Origin of the sequence: Amycolatopsis sp. lyj-90 (genome assembly GCF_046549035.1) — a bacterium.
In the GTDB taxonomy this organism is placed as follows: Bacteria; Actinomycetota; Actinomycetes; order Mycobacteriales; family Pseudonocardiaceae; genus Amycolatopsis.
This window is the reverse complement of the sequence record NZ_JAJPWP010000017.1, coordinates 1-21,199: the sequence shown is the minus strand read 5'-3', so window position 1 is coordinate 21,199 and position 21,199 is coordinate 1. Positions and strand designations below refer to the sequence as shown.

The following is a 21,199-nucleotide window of genomic DNA, read 5'->3' as shown; positions in this document are numbered from 1 at the left end:
CGCTGCTGTGGTCTCCTCCGAGGGCTCTGTCACGCGTGACAGCGTACGGTGACGGTGTTCGCTTCTCGGTGAAGGCCACGCGCATCACTCCAGTTGACGAGCTCTGGGTCCCGGGACCCGCGTACGGTGGTGCCATGAGCAAACCCCCGTTCGGCTTCGGACCGCCCGATCCCGACAAACGAGGCGAGAACGAGCCGTCGGACTCCGGCGGCCAGCCCTCCGGCGCCGAGGCCTTCAATCAGCTCGGTCAGATGCTCAGCCAGCTGGGCCAGATGCTCAGCCAGGCCGGCAGCTCGACCGGGCCGGTCAACTACGACCTGGCGAAACAGATCGCGCTGCAGAACCTCAGCAGCAGCGACAGTGACGTCAAGCTCGGCTTCTCGTCGTCCAGCGGCGGAGATGCGAGCACGGCCGTCCGTGACGCCGCCCACCTGGCGGAGCTGTGGCTCGACGCCGCGACGATCCTGCCCGCCGGAGCCACGACGACAGTCGCGTGGTCCGCGCGCACCTGGGTCGAGAAGACACTGCCCACCTGGCAGCGCCTCTGCGACCCCGTCGCCCAGCAAGTCTCAGGCGCATGGGTGCAAGCCCTGCCCGAGGAGGCCAAGCAGGCCGCCGGACCGCTTCTGTCGATGATGGGGCAGATGGGCGGGATGGCCTTCGGCTCCCAGCTCGGTAACGCCCTGGCTCAGTTGGCTTCCGAAGTCCTCACCTCCACCGAGGTCGGCCTTCCGCTCGGCCCCGCGGCCACCTCCGCGCTCCTGCCGGCGAACATCGAGAAGTTCACCGAGGGCCTGGAGCTGCCGACCAGCGAGGTGCTGGTCTTCATCGCCGCGCGCGAGGCCGCCCACCAGCGGCTGTTCGCCCACGTTCCCTGGCTGCGGCAGCGCCTGCTGGCCACCGTCGAGGAGTTCGCGAGCGGTATCTCCGTCGACACCTCGGCGCTGGAACAGCTCGCGGGCCAGATCGACCCGTCGAACCCCGCCAGCATCGAAGAGGCCATGTCCTCCGGCTTGCTCGAGCCGCAGACCTCGCCCGAGCAGAAGGCGGCCCTGAACCGGCTGGAGACCCTGCTCGCGCTGGTCGAAGGCTGGGTCGACGTCGTGGTCGCCGAGGCCATCGGAGACCGTCTTCCTGGCGCGGACGCGCTTCGCGAGACGCTGCGGCGTCGCCGGGCCACGGGTGGCCCGGCCGAGCAGACCTTCGCCACCTTGGTCGGGCTCGAACTCCGGCCCAGGCGGATGCGGGCGGCTTCCGCGTTGTGGAAGCTGGTCGGCGACCAGCACGGCATCGAGAAGCGGGACGGCCTCTGGTCCCACCCCGACCTGATGCCGACCGCCGAGGACCTCGACGAGCCGCTCGACTTCGCCGAACGTCTCGGCGATGGCGAGTCGACCCTCGAAGGCATCGACCCGATCGCGGAGATCGAGCGCGCCGAGCGCGAGAAGAACAAGCCCAAGGACGACGAAGACAAGAGCTGAGGCACGTCAGTCCTCCGTCGCGATGCCCCATCCGGCGGCGGAGGACAGGCCCTCCAGATAGCCGATGGCGCGCTCGGTCTTGGGATAACGGCGAACGAGCTCCCAGAACGCCGCGTTGTGCCCTGGTTCCTTCAAATGCGCGAGTTCGTGCACGAGGACGTAATCAAGCACCCATGCCGGCACCCGGCGCAGGCGATCACTGACCCTGATCGTCGCGTCGACCGGCGTGCAGGACGCCCACCTCGTGCGCATCGGCGGCACCCAGCGAACGCTCGCGGGTATCGCCTTTCCGTCCAGATACTTCGCCGAGAGCACGGCGCAGCGCGCCAGCAGCGCCTCGTCAGAGGCCTTTGGCGGAGCGGCCTGCCTCGGGCCCTTGCGCAGCAGCTTGCGCTGCATCTCGGCTACCCAGTGCTTCTCCTCGGCCCGGGTCATCCGGGCGGGGATCAGCACGACGAGGGTGTCCTCGTCCCAGTACGCGGTGACGGTCCGGTGGCGGCGCTGGCTACGCCGTACCTCGACCTTGTGTTCGGGAGTGTCCGACGGATTCGTCGTGTCCCGGCCCCTCAATGAGGGCGTCCGTGCTTCGACCACTCGACCACGGTAAGGCCAGTCACCGACAAGTCCGAGAGCCGAAAGGTCACAGCCTCGAGTTGTCCACAACAAGGCCAGCCTGTGGATAACTCGCGTTTTTCTTAGCGGTTGGTTAGTGGCCCAGTGCGATGCTGCGATCATGAACCTTCGCGAACCGGATCTGCGATCGATCATCCTGCCGGAGTTCCCCGCCCTGCTTCCCGGCCTGGATGTGCTGGAACGCGGAAACGGCGAGATCCAGATCGGCCTGGACCCCGCCCACGCCGTGGTGATCGCCGGAGTCGCCACCGAGGTGGCGCGAGCGCTCCGCGAGCTGGACGGGAAACAGGCCGCCGACGACATCGTGCTCGCGCAGAGCGAACACGACGAGCAGCTGCGGGACCTGATGACGGACCTGACGGCGCGCGGGCTCTTGACCGATGCCGGGCAGTCTCGGCAGCAGCCGAGACCGAGGCTGGAAACGGGACTGTGGTCCCTCCGGGCCCGCCACCACCAAGCTGCCATGACGGCGCGCCGCAAACACACGGCGGTGGCGATCCACGGCGACGGTCGGCTGGCCGTGGCCATCGCCGTCCTGCTCGCGAACGGCGGAATCGGGCACATCGACATCCGGGCGTCGGGCACAGTGCTCGAACGTGACCTGGGTTCGGGCTACACCGAGGCCGAAATCGGCATGCCCCGCCGGGAGGCGATGGCACAGGTGGTGCACCGGGCCGGGGCGGAAACGTCGACCACCCGGCTCTACTCGGACCGTCAGCCGGAACTCGTGCTGCTCACCGATGCCGTGGTGCCCGCTCCCGAAGTGGTCGACGAGCTCGTCCGAGACGGCGTCAGCCACCTGCCGGTGCGCGTGCGGGACGGCGTCGGCATCGTCGGGCCGCTGGTGGTGCCCGGCCGTAGCAGCTGCCTGCGCTGCGCAGACCTGCACCGCGCCGGTCTCGACGAGTCCTGGCCCAGGGTGGCGAGCCAGCTCGCCGGACGCGTGCAACGGCCGGACCTCGGCGCCGTGCAAGCATGCGCCGCACTGGCCGCCGCACAGGCGCTCCGCCTTCTCTCGCCGAGCGACCAGGCACCGCCCTCGTGGAACGCCACGATGGAAATCGACTTCTTCGACGGCACGATCCGCCATCGCGACTGGCCGCCGCATTCCGGGTGCGGATGCGGCGCTCGCTGACACAACAAGCGACGTAGCCCACACACACGCCCTCGACAGGCTGCGCGGGCGGAGTGAATCAAGGCAGAATCGCGGAGGTGACCGACTCCCGCAACGCCGAGGACCGTGACGCAGCCATCCCCCGCAACGGGGCGGCGCGAACGGCGAAGCTGGCCAGTATCCCGCTCGGCATAGCGGGCCGGGCGGTCGGAGGCTGGGGCAGGCGGCTGACCGGCCAGAGTGCCGAAGAGGTCAACGCGACGCTGTCCGCCAAGGCCGCGGAGCAGCTCTTCGAGGTCCTCGGCACGCTCAAAGGCGGCGCCATGAAGTTCGGCCAAGCGCTGAGTGTCTTCGAGGCAGCGGTGCCGGATGAGATGGCGAAGCCCTACCGCGAGGCCCTGACGAAGCTTCAGGCTGCGGCACCGCCCATGCCCACCCGGCAGACCCACCGGGTCCTCGCCGAGCAGCTGGGACGCACCTGGCAGCAGCGCTTCGCCGACTTCGACGACAAGCCTGCCGCGTCCGCGAGCATCGGCCAGGTCCACCGCGCGACCTGGCACGACGGCCGCGAAGTCGCCGTCAAGGTCCAGTACCCCGGAGCCGACGACGCGTTGCGGAGCGACCTCCGGCAGCTCCAGCGTTTCAGCAGGCTGTTCCAGGCCTTCGTGCCCGGGACCGAGGTGAAACCCCTCCTCGCGGAACTCGCCGAGCGGATGAACGAGGAACTCGACTACCAGGCGGAAGCCCAGAACCAGCGCGCTTTCGTGAAGGCCTTCGAGAGCGTCCCCGGGTTCTTGATCCCCCGCGTGGTCGCCAGCGCGCCGAAGGTCATCGTCACGGAGTGGGTCACCGGCACTCCCTTGTCGAAAATCATCGCCGGCGGGGACAAGGAGGCTCGGGACCGCGCCGGCCGCCTGCTCACCGAGTTCCACTACTCGTCCCCGGAACGGGCCAGGCTCCTGCACTCGGACCCGCATCCGGGCAACTTCATGCTGACCGACGACGGCAGGCTGTGCGTGATCGACTTCGGCGGCGTGTCCCGGCTGCCCGAGGGGATTCCGCAGCACCTCGGCGAGATGACCAGGCTGGCGCTCGACGGCGAGTCCTCGAAGCTCATGCGACTGCTCAGGGAGTCCGGCTTCATCCGGGCCGACGCGGATCTGCAGGCCGATGACGTGCTCGCCTACCTGGCGCCGTTCACCGAACCGCTCGCGGGCGAAACGTTCCATTTCACCCGCCGCTGGATGCAGCGGCAGGCGGGCCGCGTCGGCGACACCCGAGGCCGGGACTTCCGGATCGGCCGCTCGCTCAACCTGCCGCCCGAGTACCTGATGATCCACCGGGTGACCGCCGGATCGACCGGCATCCTCTGTCAGCTCGACGCCGAGATCCCCGCCCGCGCGATCGTCGAACAGTGGCAGCCGGGCTTCGCGGCCTGAGAAGTTATCCACAGGGATCGTTGGAACTGAGCCAAAATCGGGGTCGTTCGGGCGAGTTGTCCACAACTTCGCGGAAGTGGTTCCACCCGGACGGCCCAACGGTCATCCTCGATTCATGACCATTACACGAAGCGCTCGACTCGTGGCGCTCAGTAACACCAGCGAGTCCGGCATCATCACCAACCGCGAGCTGCGGAAGGCAGGCGTGACCGCGCGTTACGCCGCGAAGCTGTGCGGTCCGGGCGGTCCTTGGCGAAGGCTGATGCCGGGTGTGATCCTGTTGCGCGACTCGGTGCCCACCCGGCTTCAGCTGCTCCAGGCCGCCGTCGCGCGGTTCGGGCCGGACGTGGTGGTGACGGGTGCCGACGCGCTTCGCGCCCGGGGCGTGGACTGCGCGCTGACTCGGGAGGTCCATCTCCTCGTCCCCGACTACCGGCGAATGCCCGCGGAACCCGGCATGCTCCCCCGAAGAACCACGCGGATGCCGCCGCCGACCTTGATCGACGGCGTTCCGTTCGCCCCGCCTGCCAGGGCGGCGCTCGATCTCGCCCGGTTGGAGCTCGATCCGGCACGGATCGACGAGCTGATCTCGCTACCGCTGTACTGGGGTCTTTGCACGCTTGAAGAACTCAGCGAGGAGCTCGATTCCGGCAATCGGCGAGGCTCAGCCGCGGTCCGTGCGGCTCTGCGTCGGGTCGATCCTGAAGAGACCTACGCGCACGGCCTGGCGAAGAAGGTCCTCAGCGGATGCCCGCTGCCCTCGCCGTCTTGGAACATGACGATCTGCGACCGGCGAGGACGTCCCATCGGCTCCGCCGACGCCTGGTGGGACGACATCGGCCTGGCCTGGCAGTTCCGCGCCCCGAAGCAGGGCGCCGCGAACTTCCACCCGCTGGCGCTGACCGCGACCGGGACGGTGCTGGTTCGCTGCACCATCGACCAGCTGAAGAAGGTACCGCTGGAGGTAGCGGCCGAGCTGGTCAGAGCGTTCGCCGAGGCGACGCGGACACCGCGGCCGAAGGTCCGCACGATCGGCCGGATCGACGACGCCGCCTGAGGGGCTCACCAGTACTCGTCCGGCAGCTTTCCCTCGATGTCGCGGGTGTGGCGGCGGGCGCAGGTCGGGCACATCCAGCGCACGACGTCCTTCTCCCGGGTGGACACCCAGGCGAGCGTCTGCGCGGGCTCCTCGTCGGCACCGCGGATCCGGCCGCACAACGAACAGCCGACCTGGTCGCTCACGGCCGCCGTCCACAATGGATCGTCTTCGCCCCCTGCAGGAACAGATCCTGGCGCGCGCCGAGAAAGGCGGAGCTCGCCGGATCCAGCAGGGCGGCCACGGTTTCGCGATCGTCGTCGCCCAGGAGGTCGCCTGCCACCCCGGTCAGCCAGGTCACTCGCTCGATGACGAACTCACGCAGCAGTTCCGGCCCGGGCGCCGGGTGGTGGATGAGCACCCCGAAGGAATCGACGTCTTCGAGGCCCGCCCGCTGCAGCGCGATGTTCCAGCCATAGGGCATCGAGACGGAGCCGGGGATGCCTGCTCGCATCCCGGCGAACCACTCGCCTCGCGCGGCGAGCAATCGCCCCTCGAGCCCGGGACGGCCGATGCCGAGGTCCCAGGGGAGACAGTTGAAGTCCAGGCCGCCCTCGGAGATGGCGACCAGCCCGCCGGGGCGGGCGAGCCGGGCGAGGGTGTCGATCGCAGCCTGCTGATCGGGCAGGTGATGCACCACGCGTGAGGCCCAGACGAGGTCGGCGGGAGGAAGCTTGGCGGGCAATCCGCCGTCGGCGACGTCGGCATGGACCGTCTCGACGGTGGCCTTGTCCCCCGCGGCCGCGCTGACGACCCGATGCGCTTCGGCCAACAGATGCTCGGTCGCGTCGACCAGCACGATCCTGGCACCGGCGGCAGTGAGCTCTTCGGCGAAGAGCACGCTCATCCCGCCCGCGCCGCAGCCGACGTCGACGATGGTCGGCCCTTCCGGCATGCCATCCAGCAGCCGACGGGCCGCCACTCGCGTCGGCTCGGCGTCGAGCGCCTCGGCCATGCGAAGCGACCGAAGCCGATCCCCCCAGTCGATGTCGTCGTGCGTGTGTACGGCCATTCCCCCAGTGAACCGCACCGTGCCCCAAAGGGGGAGCGGGGGACCTTTGCTCTCGCCGCGCGATAGCAAAGGTCCCCCGCTCCCCCAAGGATCAGGCCTGCAGACGCTCGACTCGCCGGTTCGCCCAGCGGGCGACCTTGGTCCACCTGCGCACGGCGCGCGCACCACTTCGAGCCCGCTGCGCGCGGACTCCCTCTTCGAGGTCTCGTATTCGGGCTCTGGACAGTTCTTCATAAAGCAACATTTCGCTGGTCTCCTCGACCTTGATCTCGTTCAACTTGGCCGGCGCGAGAGTCCGGTTACCCGTTCGCGCCTCGTAATCCCTGGTGGTGATGGGTTCGACGGTCATGCCGCAGCGCTCCGCTCGACCTTGTGCGCAACGGGACGCGCCTCGGCGGCGGGCTCGACGACCGGGTTCTTGCGGGGACGGCCACGGGGCCGCTTCCGCGCGACGACAACGCCGCGCTCGAAGATCTCGCCACCCCAGACACCCCACGGCTCACGCCGCGAAAGGGCACCCGCGAGGCAGGCGGAACGGACCGGGCAGTCCGCGCAGGACGCCTTCGCGCGCTCGAGTTCTGCCGGCGACTCGGCGAACCACAGGTCCGCGTCGCCCGAACGGCAGGGAAGCATCGACTCGGGCGAGTCGATGGCGTCGAGCAGGTCGACGACGCCTGCGTCGGCGAAGGGCAGAGCCTCCCCCGGCGCGAAAGCTATGGCCGATGACATAAGTGCACTCCTCTGTTCCGTGACGGATTTCTTACTGACGGTGGAACTGGACAACGCTGAACCCCAATTAGGTTGTGCAGCCAACTTGTTTGTGCAGCAAAAACACGAAGGCCGCGGATCCGGTAACCGGTTCCGCGGCCTTCGTGAGCCTCTAGTCCTGACTAGGTCAGGAACTTCGCTCCCGTATGGACAACGGAACACGGAACTGCTTGATGACCGGCAGATCGACGCCACCGTTCACGTACGCCCCACCGAAGGCGGCAGCGTGCGCGAAGGTCTCGTCAGCGGCGATCCTGCTCAGATCGAGACGCTGGGTGCCGCGGGCGGCGAGGATGCTCACGGGCATGAAGGTGCCCTGGCGCTGAGCCTGCGGGACTTCCGCGACGCAGGACAGACGGGTGCCGGGTTTCGTGAGCGTCATCTTGATCGTCATAGCACCGGCACCACCTTTCTCTGTCGCGCGCGAACCGCCCTGCGGTCTACGCTGTGTTGTAGAAGTTCTTCCCCATGCCGGGTGCTTCGCACCCGGTACCAGCAGGTTATTGCCCCCGACCATACCGGGGCAACTTATTTTCCAGAAAAACCGTCGAAGTTACGAAGATCGGCTCTGAGCAGCGGGTTCGCCGCGCGGATCAAGCCCGCGACGCGGTCAAGACTCCACCGAGGCCCGTACGACGTCGAGAACTTCCGCTCCGAAGCGTTCGAGCTTCGTCGCGCCGATCCCGGAGATCGCACACAACGCTGTGTCATCGGTCGGACGCTGCTCGGCGATGGCGACCAGGGTCGCGTCCGTGAAGACGACGAAGGCCGGCACCTTGAGCTCGCGGGAGCGTTCTCCTCGCCAGGACCTCAGCTTTTCGAGCAGTTGCTCGTCCACGTTGGACGGGCAACGGGAGCAGCGGCCCAGCTTGATGTCCAGGGTCTCCAAGAGCGGCCCACCGCACACCCGGCACCGCGCCTTGGTGCCGGCCTGCTTCGGCTGCTGGGATCGGGCGACCCTCGCCGCCGGGTGGTCTTCGGGGATCAGGCCGTAGAGGAATCGGCTGCGTCGCCGATTGCGGCGGTTCCCCGCTGTCCTGGCCAAGGCCCACGACAGCGAGAGGTGCTCTCGTGCTCGAGTGACGCCGACGTAGAAAAGACGGCGCTCTTCCTCGATGGCCGCGTCGTCTCCGTCGGCATGAAGGATCGGCATGGTCCCCTCGGCAAGCCCGACGAGGAACACGGCGTCCCACTCGAGGCCTTTCGCCGCGTGAAGCGAGGCCAGGGTGATGCCCTCCACCGTCGGCGGATGCTGTGCGTTCGCCCGCTGTTCGAGTTCCGCCACGAATCGGGGCAGATCGGCGTCCTCGACGGTGGAAGCCAGCTCCTCCGCCAGCTCGACGATCGACAAAAGCGCGTCCCACCGCTCCTTCGCAGCGCCTCCGGCCGGAGGCTGGTCGGTGAGGCCCACCTTCGCGAGCACGGAGCGAACCCTGGTCACGAGCTCGCCGGTGTCGGCGTCGGTCGACGCCATCCGCAATGCCGACATCGCCTGCCGTACCTCGGCCCTGGCGAAGAAGCGCTCGCCGCCGCGGACCAGGTACGGGATGCCCACCTCCGCCAGCGCCTGTTCATAGGCCTCTGACTGGGCGTTGACTCGGTAGAGCACCGCGATCTCGCTGGCCGCCACTCCGCCGTCGAGCAGGTCACGGATCCTGCGTGCGACTGCGGCCGCCTCGGCGGTCTCGTCGTCGTACTCGGCGAAACGCGGGACAGGCCCCGAGGGTCGCTGGCCGATAAGTTTCAGCCTCGACCCCGCGGGACGGCCGCGGGCGGCACCGATCACCTGATTGGCGAGAGCCACGACCTCCGGAGTCGAGCGGTAGTCCCGCTCGAGCCTCACGACCGTCGCTTCGGGGAACCGTCGCGTGAACTCCAGCAGCGGCCGGGGCGAGGCGCCGCCGAACGAATAGATGGTCTGGTTGGCGTCGCCGACCACGGTCAGGTCGTCGCGGCCGCCGAGCCACGCGTCGAGCAGCCGTTGCTGCAGTGGAGTGACGTCCTGGTACTCGTCGACGACGAAGCAGCGGTAGCGCTCGCGGAACTCCTGGGCCACCACCGTGTGCTCCTCGAGAACGGCCGTGGTGTGCAGGAGCAGATCGTCGAAATCGAGGACCTGCGCGGCGTTCTTGACCTTCTCGTAGTTGCGGTAGACCTCCGCGACCTGCGACGAGGGAGCTGGGGTATCCCGCTGCGTACGCGCGGCGACGGCCGGGTAGTCGTCCGGCGATACCAAAGAGGCCTTGCTCCACTCGATCTCACTGGCGAGGTCGCGCAGGAGCTCCGTCTCGGTGCCGAGACCGGCCTTGTTGGCGGCTTGGCTGATGTAGCGGAACTTGTTCTCGAGCAGCTCCCAGGGCCGGTCCCCGACGACCTGCGGCCAGAAGTACCGGAGCTGGCGGCGAGCGGCGGCGTGAAAAGTGAGCGCCTGCGCGGCGTCGACACCCAAGCCCCGAAGGCGCGCGCGCATCTCACCCGCGGCGCGGGTCGTGAAGGTGACTGCGAGGACCTGACCAGCGGCGACGTGTCCAGAGCGGACCAGATGGGCGATGCGATGCGTGATCGTCCGCGTCTTGCCGGTTCCCGCTCCGGCGAGCACACAGACCGGCCCCCTCGGCGCGCAGGCGGCGGCGCGTTGCTCGGGATCGAGCCCATCGAGCAGGCCTGGACGACTCTTCGGGGACGATGCGCTAACCACGCCCCGATCCTCGCAGAGGGCCCGACGGGATCGACGCAGGGCACGCGGCCGTATCCTGGTCACATGGCGGGAAAGCAGGACAAGGAAGCAGCGAAGCTGGCCAAGAAGGAGAAGCGCGCCGCGAGCAAGGCTCGCCGCGGGCAGATCTTCGAGGCCTTCAAGATGCAGCGCAAGGAAGACAAGGCGCTCATCCCCTGGATGGCCGGATCGCTCCTGGTCATCACCGGTGTCGTGTTCGGTATCGGGTTCATCTTCGACGTCCACTGGGTCGTGCTGCCGCTGGGCATTCTGCTCGGCGCGCTCGCCGCTGTGATCATCTTCGGCAGGCGGGTCCAGAAGACCGTGTACTCGAAGGCCGATGGGCAGCCGGGTGCCGCGGCCTGGGCACTCGAGAACATGCGAGGTCGCTGGAAGGTGACGCCGACCGTGGCGGCCACGACTCAGCTCGACGCCGTGCACCGAGTGCTCGGTGGCCCGGGTGTCGTACTCGTCGCCGAAGGCGCGCCGCACCGCGTGAAGTCCCTGCTCGCGCAGGAGAAGAAGCGCGTGTCCCGCTTGATCGGTGAGACCCCGATCTACAACGTGATCATCGGGAACGAAGAGCAGCAGGTGCCGCTGAAGAAGCTGCAGGGCTACCTCATGAAGCTCCCCCGCAACCTCAAGCCCGCCCAGGTCGACGCGCTGGAAGCGAAGCTGGCCGCCCTCGGCAGCCGCGGCGCCGCGATGCCGAAGGGCCCGATGCCCGCCGGCGCGAAGATGCGCAACGTCCAGCGCACGATCCGCCGCCGCTGACCAAACGAGAATCAGGGGTCCTTTGCTACCGCCCGCGGCGGTAGCAAAGGACCCCTGATTCGTCTCCGGACGAAAACTGTCGGTGGGTGGTCGCATGATCACTGTGTGGACGGAACCTCGGGCGCTTTGCAGAAGGCGCTGGCAGCGATGTTCCCGGACGGCGTGGCCGCCCGGGCGAAACTTGTCGCCTTGGGCCACTCCCACACTTGGATTTCGCGCCGTTGTCGCGAAGACGGCCCGTGGCGACGCCCGATTCCGGGCGTCATCCTCCTTACCAACACCACTCCGACCAGGCATCAACTTCTGAAGATCGCGCTGACTCACGCGGGTCCGGACGCGATGCTCACCGGAGTCCAGGCAGCCCGGTTGTACGGAGTCCGAAGACTTCCGCCGGAAAGACGGGCCCACACCTTGATCCCCCACCGGAGCAAGGTCGCCACCTGGGGATACGCCATTGTCGAACGAACGATCCACCTGCCGGAACCAGTAGAGATCGACGGGCTTCCGGTAGCTCCGCTCGCCCGGGTCCTGATCGACGCGGCTCGCCGTATGGACGAACTCCAGTCCGTGCGGGCGATGATCCACGACGCGGTCCAGCGCGGGCTCTGCACTCCCGAGGAACTTCGAGATGAGCTGGCGCAGGCCAGCACGATCGGCTCGGCGCTCCCCCGAATCGTCGTCGGCGCGCTCCAGGACGGAGTCGACTCCGCCGTCGAGCAATGGCTGGAAACCGTGCTCGAGCGCAGTGGCTTGCCCAAGCCGACGCGGAAGGCCGAGCTACGGACTCCGAACGGGGAGGTCGTCGGTGTCGCCGAAGTCTGGTGGCCGAAGGCCGGCGTCGCCATGCAAATCCGCTACGACGAGGTCTCTCTCGAACCGGACAAGGCACCCGAGATACCTACCCTGGTCGCCGCCGGACTCATCGTCGTCCAGGTAAGTCCAGCGCGGCTACGGGACCAGCCGCTGGTGGTGATCCAGGATCTGCGGGCAGCTCACCGCCGTGCTCGGCAACGACCACCTCCGGAACTCAGCAGCACTCCTGCGGTACCGGCTGCCTGACCACAGCCGGTGTTCCACGAAGAGAGCAAAGGTCCCTTGCTCCCTTCCTAGATCACCGCATGCGGATCACGACGGTTCCGGTCAGCCGGTCGAGCCAGCTCCGGCCGTCGATGTTGCGGAGCGCTGCCGGAATGATCAGGAAGGTCAGCGCGGCCCGCACGACGGCGCGCCACACTCCGACCATTTGCGCGCCGTCGAGCCTGGCGACGCGGATTCCGACCACCGCCATACCGGGGGTGAAGCCGAAGAAGGTCGCGGGAATGACCGTGATCGCCGCCCAGACGCCCACCGACCAGAGGTTGAACGTCTGCATGACGGCCGGATCCTGGAGGCTGGGGGTCACGAAGAGAGTGGTGACCAGTGAGGCGAGCACCAAGTCGATGATCAGCCCGAGGAGGCGTGCCCCACCGCCCGCCACCGAGCCGACACCCGATTGGGGCAAGCCGAGTCGCTCGCCCCGCCACCGCTGCGTACCCTCGCCACCGGCCGTCGTTTCGTCCCCGGCTCCGGGTAGCCATTCTCCGGTCCATCTCGCCACCCATCCAGGGTATGCCGGTGGCGCGGACCACATTCGCCCTGGTCGACTACCCGATATCGCCGCCCCGTTAACACCGGCGAAACATACGGGTGACGGTCGGGCAACACCGCGCTCTTAGCGTGAGCCGAAGAGAGTACTGCCGCCGGCAACGAACGAGAAGGAGTCACCGAGGGTGCCCACTACTCCAGACGACATTCAGCGCCTTATCGCCGACGAGAACGTAGAGGTCGTCGACGTCAGGTTCTGCGACCTGCCCGGCGTTATGCAGCACTTCACCGTTCCGGCGAAGGCGTTCAACGAAGAAGCCTATGAAGAAGGCCTGGCCTTCGACGGCTCCTCGGTGCGTGGGTTCCAGTCGATCCACGAATCCGACATGCTGCTCCTCCCGGACCCCGAAACCGCGCGTATCGACCCGTTCCGCAAGGCGAAGACGCTTTCGCTGAACTTCTTCGTGCACGACCCGTTCACCCGCGAGGCGTACAGCCGCGACCCGCGCAACATCGCGCGCAAGGCCGAGCAGTACATCTCCGAGTACGGCGTCGCGGACAACGTGTTCTTCGGCCCGGAGGCCGAGTTCTACATCTTCGACTCGATCCGGTTCGACTCCGCCGAGCACGCCTCGTTCCACGAGATCGACTCCGTCGAGGGCTGGTGGAACACCGGTGCCGACGTGCCGGGCGGCAACCAGGGTTACAAGACGAAGTTCAAGGGCGGCTACTTCCCCGTCCCGCCGGTCGACCACTTCGCCGACCTGCGCGACGAGATCGTCAGCAAGCTGCAGGGTTCCGGTTTCGAGATCGAGCGCGCGCACCACGAGGTGGGCACCGCCGGTCAGACCGAGATCAACTACAAGTACAACACGCTGCTGCACGCTGCGGACGACCTGCAGCTGTTCAAGTACATCGTGAAGAACACCGTGTTCGCCGCCGGCAAGACCGCGACGTTCATGCCGAAGCCGCTCGCCGGTGACAACGGCTCGGGTATGCACTGCCACCAGTCGCTGTGGAAGGACGGCACGCCGCTGTTCCACGACGAGTCGGGTTACGCGGGGCTGTCCGACACCGCGCGCCACTACATCGGCGGTCTGCTCAAGCACGCGCCGAGCCTGCTGGCGTTCACCAACCCGACCGTCAACTCGTACCACCGGCTCGTGCCGGGCTTCGAGGCGCCGGTCAGCCTGGTGTACTCGCAGCGGAACCGGTCGGCTTGTGTACGTATCCCCATCACGGGCAACAACCCGAAGGCCAAGCGCGCCGAGTTCCGGTGCCCGGACTCGTCCGGCAACCCGTACCTGGCGTTCTCGGCGATGATGATGGCCGGTCTCGACGGCATCAAGAACAAGATCGAGCCGCCGGAGCCCATCGACAAGGACCTCTACGAGCTCCCGCCGGAGGAGGCCCAGAACGTCAAGCTCGTTCCTGGCGACCTCGGCGCGGTTCTCGACACGCTCGAGGCCGACCACGACTACCTGCTCGAGGGTGGCGTGTTCACCCCCGACGTGATCGACACGTGGATCTCCTACAAGCGTGAGAACGAGATCGACCCGCTGCGGCTGCGCCCGCACCCGTACGAGTTCTCGCTGTACTACGACGTGTAAGTCGTGCGGTAGCAACACCAAGAGCACGCCGGTGGTGAGGTGCGGAAACGCCCTCACCACCGGCGTTTCTTTTGGTCCGGCAGAGCGGCTACTCCGACGTGGAGAGAACCTTCAGATCGACGCCCGCTCGCTCGATACGGCCGCGTGGATCATCCACCAGCTTGCGTCGTTCGAGATCCATCAGTCCCAGGGTGCACGTGATTTCCGCGGAGAGGGTGCCGTCGACCTTGTAGATGTTCGAGTCCATGTGGAAGGTCTTGCCGGTACCGAACTTGGCATCACAGGTCACGTCGACGACGTCACCGGCCCGGAGCTCGCGCCGGAACACGATGTGGGACTCAAGCAGCACAAAGGCGAGATTCGCGTCTCGCATGCCCGCGTTGAGGCCACCGGCGAGCTCCATCAGCTCGAGTCTGGAAACCTCGCCGTAAGAGTGGTAGACGGCGTGGTTGAGATGGCCGAGTGTGTCCAGCTCGTAGTGCCGCACCTTGATCCGGGTGCGAAATGGTTCGCGCACAGTCACCGGTCCACTGTAAGTGCCGCTCTCCGTCCGCGTCGGCAAGTGTGAGCAAGGGACCTTTGCTAACACCAGCCACGCGCGGCTGAGGTGAGAGCAAAGGTCCCTTGCTCACTTCCCGCAGGTCAGAGCGGTCGGTCCTGGTAAAAGAGGGTTTCCACGACCGCATGGGCGCGCCGCGTCGTCCGCCGGTAGGCGTCCAGAAACTCGCCGGGATCGTCGTCCGCGGAGTAGCCGAGCACCCGCGCGACCGCGGCGAGATCTCGACCAGAGCTGGGGATCTCGTCGACGGCTTTACCTCTGACCAGCATCCCGGCGTTCCGGACTCTCGTCGCCAGCAGCCAAGCCTCGGTCAGGGATTCGATCTCGGCGGGCTCGGCGAGCCCTGCCTCCACCGCCGCCTTCAGCGCTTCGATCGTCGACGTGGTCCGAAGGCCCGCAACTTGGTGCCCATGCCGCAGTTGCATGAGCTGCACGGTCCACTCCACGTCGGCGAGCCCTCCGCGCCCGAGTTTCGTATGCCGTGTCGGGTCGGCGCCCTTGGGCATCCGCTCCGTCTCCACCCGCGCCTTGATCCTCCGGATCTCCCGTACTCGGACCGCGTCGAGGCCGGCCTGCGGATAGCGAATGGGGTCGATCATCTCGATGAACCGTGCGCCGAGGTCGTCATCACCGGCGATGAACCGGGCCCGAAGCAGCGCCTGCGATTCCCAGACCTCCGCCCACCGTCCGTAGTAGCTGCGATAGGACTCGAGGGTTCGCACCAACGGACCGCTCCGCCCCTCGGGACGAAGATCGGCGTCGACGACCAATGCCGGGTCAGGGCTGGGCGCGCCGAGAATCTTGCGCACCGTCTCGGCGACAGAGGAAGCGAACTTCGCCGCTTCGGAATCCGACACTCCCTCGGTCGGCTCGCAGACGAAGAGAACGTCCGCGTCGGAGCCATAACCGAGTTCCGCCCCTCCCAGACGTCCCATACCGATGACAGCGATCTTCGCCGGTGTCTGGCCGAGCTCTGCCTGCCGCTGACGAAAGGCCGCGGCCAACGCACCCTGCAACACGGCGACCCACACGCTCGACAACGCCTCGCAAACGGCGGGAACGTCAAGCAAACCCAGCAGGTCCGCGGACGCGATCCGCAGCATCTCGTGCCGCCGGAGCGATCTCGCGGCAGCGACCGCGGCGTTCAACCCTGGCTGCCGACGAACCGCGGCTCTCAGCGAAGTGGCCACTTCGGCCGGAGTGCGACCGGCCAGCCGCGCGGGATCACCGAGCAACTGCAGGACTTCCGGCGCTCTCGCCAGCAGATCGGGCACCAATCGTGACGTGCCCAGGAGGAAGGCAAGCCGCTCGACAACAGCACCCTCGTCACGAAGAACCCTGAGGTACCAAGGCGTTTGTTCGAGCGCCTCCGAGACTTTCCGGTAGGACAGAAGTCCACGGTCGGGGTCCGGGGTGTCGGCGAGAAGGTCCAGCAAGACCGGCAGCAAAGCCTGTTGGATAGCCGCCCGGCGCGACATTCCCGCGGTCAGCGCCTTGATGTGCTGCAGCGCCCCATCCGGCGCGGCGTACCCGAGCGCGGCGAGTCGGCTTTCCGCCTGTTTCGTCGTCAACCGCAGCGCTTCGGTCGGCACGTTCGCGACGGACTGCAGCAGAGGCCGGTAGAAGAGCTTCTCGTGAAGACGGCGGATGCTCTGCAGGTGGCGGCGGAACTCCGCCAGCAGCACGTCCCCTTCGCTCCTGCCACGAGCGGGCCGTACCCCGCTCGCTCTCGCGATCGTTCGCAATTCGCTGGCGTCCGAAGCGGCGGGAAACAGGTGCGTACGCCGTAGTCGGCGAAGCTGGAGCCGATGCTCGATTGTCCGGAGGAACTCGTACGACGATCCGAGCTCCGCGGCGTCCGTGCGGCCGACGTACCCGCCTTCCCCAAGCGCGGCGAGTGCGTCCATCGTGGACGGTGAACGCAGCTCGGCATCGATTCGGCCGTGGACCAGTTGCAGCAACTGCACCGCGAACTCGACATCGCGAAGACCGCCACGTCCCAGCTTCAGCTCCCGCTCGGCGTACGCGGACGGCACATGGCCTTCGACGCGGCGCCGCATCTTCTGTACCTCGGGGACGAAGTTCTCCCGATCGGCCGCAGCCCACACCTTCGGTGCGACCATCTCCGCGTACTGACGCCCGAGCTCGGCGTCGCCTGCGACCGGCCGCGCTTTGAGCAAAGCCTGGAACTCCCAGGTCTTGGCCCATTTCTGGTAGTAGGCGGCGTGGCCCTCGAGGGTGCGGACCAAGGCGCCCGCCTTACCCTCTGGACGCAACGCAGCATCGACCTCGAAGCAGGCCTTGCCGACCACGCGCATCATCGTGCTGGCCAGTCGCGTCGAGACCGAAAGATCTCCGTCACCCACGAAGATGACGTCCACATCGCTCACATAATTCAGCTCTCGACCGCCGCATTTGCCCATCGCGATCACGGCCAGCCGACCTTCGACACCGGCTCCCACCTCTGATTCCGCGACCAGAAGCCCCACCGTGAGTGCGGCCTCGGCCAGCGTGGTGAGCTGAGCCCCGATCTCGGCGTAGGGCGGTTGGTGGAGGCCGGGTTCGACGAGATGACCGAGGTCGGCAGCCGCGATTCCGAGGAGCAGTTCGCGGTACCCGACGCGAAGAGCCTGCTCTGACTCGAGCCCGGTGAGCAGCTCTCCGTCCGACCGCAAATGGTCAAGAAGACGGCTCACATACTGATCAGGCTCAGTACTCTTATCGCCTTCGAGGGTCTTCCAGCTGTCGGTGTTCGCGACCAGGAAGTCCGCGAGCGCACTCGACGTGCCCAAAACCCCGAGCAAGCGGCCTCGGAAGGTGCGGTTAGTGCGAAGCGCCTGGTCGATCTCAGTCCAGACTGCGGGGTCGGCCTCCCTGATTCGGTCGAGCCCACTGAGGGCCAGATCAGGGTCCGCTGAGCGGGACAGTGCTGACAGCACGTCCGCGGCAGAGCCGTCCGGGCCGGATTCGGTCCACCAACCGGCAGCACGCAGCTGCCCGTCGGCACGGGGGTCGGTGAAGCCGTATCTCGCCACGGAAGCGGTCGGCCTGGCGCGCTCAACCATCGGCTTCCACCGTAGTCGCCCTTTCGCCCGTGACCAGACGGACGCGCAAGAGAGCAGGGGACCTTTGGTGTCGCCGAGCGGCGGCGATACCAAAGGTCCCCTGCTCCGCTAGGCGGCGATCCTGCCGACTTCCTGGTCTGGAACGGTCGGAGCGGGAGTGGTGAAGCTGCCGGCGTTGACGGGGCTCCGCCGCGAAAGCAGGTAGATCCCGATACCGATCGCCAGGCCCACGACGCCGACGGAGATGGTGCCCACGGTGCCTGTCGAGGTCACGAGACCGGCCGCGGCGCCGACGATGGCGGCCGCCGGAAGCGTGAACAGCCACGCGATCACCATGCGGCCGGCAGTGCGCCAGCGGACCGGTGATTCGTTCCTGCCCACACCCGAACCGACAATGCCACCGGAACAGACGTGAGTCGTCGAGAGCGGAAAGCCGAAGCTCGTCGACGCGAGGATGACCGCCGCCGAGCTGGTCTGCGCGGCGAAGCCCTGCGGACCATCGATGTCCGTCAAACCCTTGCCCAGTGTGAAGGTGATCCGCCAGCCGCCGAGGTACGTACCGAGCGCCAACGCGAGCGCCGCACTGACGATCACCCAGAGCGGCGGCCCGGCTCCCGCGGGAAGGGTTCCGGCGGTGATCATCGTGAGGGTGATGACACCCATGGTCTTCTGCGCGTCGTTCGTGCCATGAGCGAGCGAGACGAGCGAAGCCGAGATGATCTGGCCGACGCGGAAGCCCGCAGTGCGGCCGCGGCGGACGAAGATCCGGTAGACGAAGTACGTCACGATCATCGCGACGAGGCCTGCCAGGACCGGCGACAGCGCCGCCGGGATCAGAACCTTCTCGACGATCTTTCCGAAATGGACGGAGTCCGTACCGGCAGACACCCACGTGGCGCCGATCAGACCGCCGAACAGCGCGTGGGACGAACTGGACGGCAGTCCCACGAACCATGTGACCAGGTTCCACACGATCGCCCCGACCAGGCCGCCGAACACGATCGCAGGTCCGATCTTGGTGTCGTCGACCAGTCCATTCGAGATGGTCTTGGCCACTTCGACCGACAGGAAGGCGCCGACCAGGTTCAAGACAGCGGAGATCGTCACCGCGACCTTGGGACGCAGTGCCCCGGTGGCGATCGACGTCGCCATCGAGTTGGCCGTGTCATGGAACCCGTTTGTGAAATCGAAAATTAGGGCCGTGACGACGACGAGCACGACCAATACTGAGGGCTCCACCCCGACCTCCGAACCCTTCGAAACTCCCTTCGCAAGGTACCTGACAGCAAGGCAAGAGCGTTAACAACCCATACACAGTTGAGACATAAGTCGTTAAGCCATCGGCAATGTACGTTGACGTTCCGCAGCCGGAGCGAGGTCACCGGACACCAGTCGGACGAAGCGATGCGCGAACGGTCGCCAGGTTTCGGTGATGTCAGCATGCACCCGGGCGAGATTTTCCGGGGTCAGTGCGTCCGGCCGGGTGAGTTCCGCCATTTCCGGCGACTGCCGCGCCCAGTCGAGGACGATGTCCGGTGTTGTCTCGATATGGAACTGGACACCGTAGGCACAACGGTCGAATCGGAAGGCCTGGTAGGCATACCGTGGCGAGGAAGCGAGAAGCTCAGCGCCGGCGGGCAGTCGGGTGATCGCGTCGTTGTGGAACTGCAGGACGTCCTGCATGAGTGGCAGGTCCGCGAAGAGCGGGTCCGTCCAGGCAGCGTCCTTCTTGGACACAAGTCCTGGGCCGACCTCGGGGCCTTGATCACCTGTGGCGACGATGCCGCCCAGAGCCACGGCCAGGAGCTGACCGCCAAGGCAGATCGCGAGCGTCGGGATGCGAGCGCTCGCGGCTTTCGAAAGAAGCTTCCGGACGTCCGCGAGCCACGGATGAGCGGCGTCATCGTTGGCGCCCATCCCTCCGCCAAGGCAGACGACGCCCGCGTACCCGTCGAGATCGGCGGGAAGACTCTGATCGGGCAGCAACCGGATGTCGAGCTCGGCTCCCGCCTCGGTGAGCCAGTCGCCGAGGGGGCCGATCGGATCTGATTCGTCTGGCTGGATGACGAGCAACTTGGGAGCGGTCACCACCCCAGCCTACGACCGCCGGAAGAGCGGGGGACCTTTGCTATCGCTCGGGGGCGGCGATAGCAAAGGTCCCCTGCTCTTCTGGTCAGCAGGCGCAGCGTGGGGTGGGCGCGGAAGTGAGTGAGAGTGCGGGAGTGTCCCGGTCGACGGGATAGCCGGCCGCCTGCCAGGCGGTGATGCCGCCGGACAGGCGTTTGACCTTGAAGCCGAACTCCGCGAGCTTCAGGGCTCCCTTGGTCGCGGCGTTGCAGTGGATGCTCTCGCAGTAGCAGACGTAGACGAGACCTCTGTCGAGGTGGCTGACCGACTCGGGCGTCATATCCCGATACGGGAGGTTGATCGCACCGGGGATGCGAGCCGACTCGAAGGCTTCGGGTGCCCGGGTCTCGACGACCACGTATCCGTGCTGAATGCCGGCGGTGAGATCGCGGATCAGGTCGTCGGGGTCCACGTCGAGGGCGAGTTCGGCACGAAGGTGCGCGGCCGCGGTCGCGCTGTCCAGAGCCGGAAACGTCAGTACGCGGGGTTCGGTCGTCATGCCTCAATCTTGCTGAGCAGTGCTCATCCAGAACATCGGAGAATCCAGGTGTCGCCGCCGGTTAGCCTGGAGATTCCTGGCAGGCATGAAGATCGACCTGGAGTTCTGTGAACCTCGATGATCTCGACTGGCAGTTGCTCGAACTGCTCCAGTCCGACGGACGGCTGACCTTCTCGGAGCTCGGTCGACGAGTGTCGCTGTCCTCACCCGCGGTGACCGAGCGGGTCCGGCGGCTCGAGGAGAAGGGGATCATCACCGGCTACTCGGCGAGCGTGGACCTGACGAAGCTCGGGCTGCCGATCGAGGCGATCGTTCGGGCGAAGGTGCGGAGTCTCGACACCGCTCGCTTCCGTGAAGTCGTCCTCGCGCTGCCCCAGGTGCTCGACGCCGATCACGTCACGGGAGACGAGTGCTGGCTGGTGCGGGTCGCCTGTCAGGACACCGCGGAGTTGGAGGAGCTCGTAGAGCGGATGCAGCGCTATGGGGAGACGACGACTTCGCTGGTCTTCTCGTCACCGGTCCGCCGTCGTACGGTCGGCCGGCGGACCGGCTGAGCGACGCCGCGGTGATAGCAAGGGACCTTTGCTATCACCTGGTGGGTCTGGGTATGAGAAAAGGTCTGGGACCTGGGAGAACCTCGGGGGTTCTCGACCAGGTCCCAGACCTTCTTTAATGTTAGTCCGGCGGTGTCCTACTCTCCCACAACCCTTCGGTTGCAGTAC

General features: G+C 67.1%; 21 protein-coding genes. 8 read left to right on the top strand and 13 right to left on the bottom strand.

What is annotated here, in order from left to right:
• Positions 1-134 precede the first annotated feature (134 nt).
• On the top strand, positions 135-1,481 hold the full coding sequence (locus tag ACLJPX_RS42655; protein ID WP_410605852.1) for a zinc-dependent metalloprotease: 1,347 nt from the start codon (positions 135-137) through the stop codon (positions 1,479-1,481).
• Between the two features lie 6 nt (positions 1,482-1,487).
• On the opposite strand, the gene ACLJPX_RS42650 is transcribed toward ACLJPX_RS42655, so the two are convergent.
• On the bottom strand, positions 1,488-2,051 hold the full coding sequence (locus ACLJPX_RS42650) for a M48 family metallopeptidase (RefSeq protein ID WP_101612629.1): 564 nt from the start codon (positions 2,049-2,051) through the stop codon (positions 1,488-1,490).
• Positions 2,052-2,214: 163 nt separating this feature from the next.
• On the opposite strand from ACLJPX_RS42650, the gene ACLJPX_RS42645 reads away from it, so the two are divergent.
• The 3 genes from ACLJPX_RS42645 to ACLJPX_RS42635 all read left to right on the top strand — a co-directional run bounded on the left by ACLJPX_RS42645 (position 2,215) and on the right by ACLJPX_RS42635 (position 5,724).
• Positions 2,215-3,249 carry a TOMM precursor leader peptide-binding protein gene (locus ACLJPX_RS42645; protein WP_101612628.1) on the top strand — a complete coding sequence of 345 codons (1,035 nt, stop codon included), beginning with the start codon at positions 2,215-2,217 and terminating at the stop codon, positions 3,247-3,249.
• Between the two features lie 77 nt (positions 3,250-3,326).
• The gene (locus ACLJPX_RS42640; protein ID WP_410605851.1) at positions 3,327-4,667 is read left to right on the top strand and encodes an ABC1 kinase family protein; all 1,341 of its coding nucleotides are present in this window, start codon (positions 3,327-3,329) and stop codon (positions 4,665-4,667) included.
• A gap of 142 nt (positions 4,668-4,809) precedes the next feature.
• Positions 4,810-5,724 carry a hypothetical protein gene (locus ACLJPX_RS42635; protein ID WP_410605973.1) on the top strand — a complete coding sequence of 305 codons (915 nt, stop codon included), beginning with the start codon at positions 4,810-4,812 and terminating at the stop codon, positions 5,722-5,724.
• Between the two features lie 5 nt (positions 5,725-5,729).
• On the opposite strand, the gene ACLJPX_RS42630 is transcribed toward ACLJPX_RS42635, so the two are convergent.
• From ACLJPX_RS42630 to ACLJPX_RS42605, 6 genes are all read right to left on the bottom strand, one after another.
• Positions 5,730-5,909, bottom strand: a complete 180-nt coding sequence (locus tag ACLJPX_RS42630; protein WP_101613765.1) for a hypothetical protein — start codon at positions 5,907-5,909, stop codon at positions 5,730-5,732.
• Positions 5,906-6,775: a class I SAM-dependent methyltransferase gene (locus ACLJPX_RS42625; protein WP_410605850.1), complete on the bottom strand. Its 870-nt coding sequence runs from the start codon at positions 6,773-6,775 to the stop codon at positions 5,906-5,908. The genes ACLJPX_RS42630 and ACLJPX_RS42625 overlap by 4 nt, the downstream gene beginning before the upstream one ends.
• 91 nt (positions 6,776-6,866) lie before the next feature.
• Complete coding sequence (locus ACLJPX_RS42620) at positions 6,867-7,124, bottom strand: hypothetical protein (RefSeq protein WP_101612624.1); 258 nt, start codon at positions 7,122-7,124, stop codon at positions 6,867-6,869.
• Positions 7,121-7,504, bottom strand: coding sequence for a WhiB family transcriptional regulator (locus tag ACLJPX_RS42615; RefSeq protein ID WP_101612623.1), 384 nt, complete (start codon positions 7,502-7,504; stop codon positions 7,121-7,123). Before ACLJPX_RS42615 ends, ACLJPX_RS42620 begins: the two co-directional genes overlap by 4 nt.
• A 166-nt stretch (positions 7,505-7,670) precedes the next feature.
• Entirely contained in the window at positions 7,671-7,937 is a 267-nt protein-coding gene (locus tag ACLJPX_RS42610; protein ID WP_410605849.1) for a hypothetical protein, read from the bottom strand.
• Positions 7,938-8,153: 216 nt separating this feature from the next.
• A complete protein-coding gene (locus ACLJPX_RS42605) occupies positions 8,154-10,241 on the bottom strand; it encodes an ATP-dependent DNA helicase UvrD2 (protein ID WP_410605848.1) in 2,088 nt (695 codons plus the stop codon).
• A gap of 63 nt (positions 10,242-10,304) precedes the next feature.
• Here ACLJPX_RS42605 and ACLJPX_RS42600 point away from each other — a divergent pair, with 63 nt between their 5' ends.
• Both ACLJPX_RS42600 and ACLJPX_RS42595 read left to right on the top strand, forming a co-directional pair.
• On the top strand, positions 10,305-11,033 hold the full coding sequence (locus ACLJPX_RS42600; RefSeq protein WP_076168932.1) for a DUF4191 domain-containing protein: 729 nt from the start codon (positions 10,305-10,307) through the stop codon (positions 11,031-11,033).
• Between the two features lie 411 nt (positions 11,034-11,444).
• Positions 11,445-12,092 (top strand): hypothetical protein, encoded by a 648-nt coding sequence (locus tag ACLJPX_RS42595; RefSeq protein ID WP_410605847.1) that lies wholly within the window; start codon positions 11,445-11,447, stop codon positions 12,090-12,092.
• Between the two features lie 52 nt (positions 12,093-12,144).
• On the opposite strand, the gene ACLJPX_RS42590 is transcribed toward ACLJPX_RS42595, so the two are convergent.
• Complete coding sequence (locus tag ACLJPX_RS42590) at positions 12,145-12,630, bottom strand: RDD family protein (protein ID WP_174720516.1); 486 nt, start codon at positions 12,628-12,630, stop codon at positions 12,145-12,147.
• Positions 12,631-12,802: 172 nt separating this feature from the next.
• On the opposite strand from ACLJPX_RS42590, the gene glnA reads away from it, so the two are divergent.
• Positions 12,803-14,227 (top strand): type I glutamate--ammonia ligase, encoded by a 1,425-nt coding sequence (glnA, locus tag ACLJPX_RS42585; RefSeq protein ID WP_076168933.1) that lies wholly within the window; start codon positions 12,803-12,805, stop codon positions 14,225-14,227.
• A gap of 88 nt (positions 14,228-14,315) precedes the next feature.
• Here glnA and ACLJPX_RS42580 read toward each other — a convergent pair whose 3' ends face one another.
• The 5 genes from ACLJPX_RS42580 to ACLJPX_RS42560 form a co-directional block, all read right to left on the bottom strand.
• On the bottom strand, positions 14,316-14,750 hold the full coding sequence (locus ACLJPX_RS42580; RefSeq protein WP_044856402.1) for an acyl-CoA thioesterase: 435 nt from the start codon (positions 14,748-14,750) through the stop codon (positions 14,316-14,318).
• Between the two features lie 119 nt (positions 14,751-14,869).
• Positions 14,870-17,851: a bifunctional [glutamine synthetase] adenylyltransferase/[glutamine synthetase]-adenylyl-L-tyrosine phosphorylase gene (locus tag ACLJPX_RS42575; protein WP_410605846.1), complete on the bottom strand. Its 2,982-nt coding sequence runs from the start codon at positions 17,849-17,851 to the stop codon at positions 14,870-14,872.
• Between the two features lie 108 nt (positions 17,852-17,959).
• Positions 17,960-19,090: an inorganic phosphate transporter gene (locus ACLJPX_RS42570; RefSeq protein WP_101612617.1), complete on the bottom strand. Its 1,131-nt coding sequence runs from the start codon at positions 19,088-19,090 to the stop codon at positions 17,960-17,962.
• Between the two features lie 93 nt (positions 19,091-19,183).
• A complete protein-coding gene (locus ACLJPX_RS42565; RefSeq protein WP_410605845.1) occupies positions 19,184-19,939 on the bottom strand; it encodes a type 1 glutamine amidotransferase in 756 nt (251 codons plus the stop codon).
• An 85-nt stretch (positions 19,940-20,024) separates the two neighbouring features.
• Positions 20,025-20,477, bottom strand: coding sequence for a rhodanese-like domain-containing protein (locus tag ACLJPX_RS42560; RefSeq protein WP_410605844.1), 453 nt, complete (start codon positions 20,475-20,477; stop codon positions 20,025-20,027).
• A 107-nt stretch (positions 20,478-20,584) separates the two neighbouring features.
• Here ACLJPX_RS42560 and ACLJPX_RS42555 point away from each other — a divergent pair, with 107 nt between their 5' ends.
• Entirely contained in the window at positions 20,585-21,031 is a 447-nt protein-coding gene (locus tag ACLJPX_RS42555; protein ID WP_410605843.1) for an Lrp/AsnC family transcriptional regulator, read from the top strand.
• The last annotated feature ends 168 nt before the right edge of the window (positions 21,032-21,199 follow it).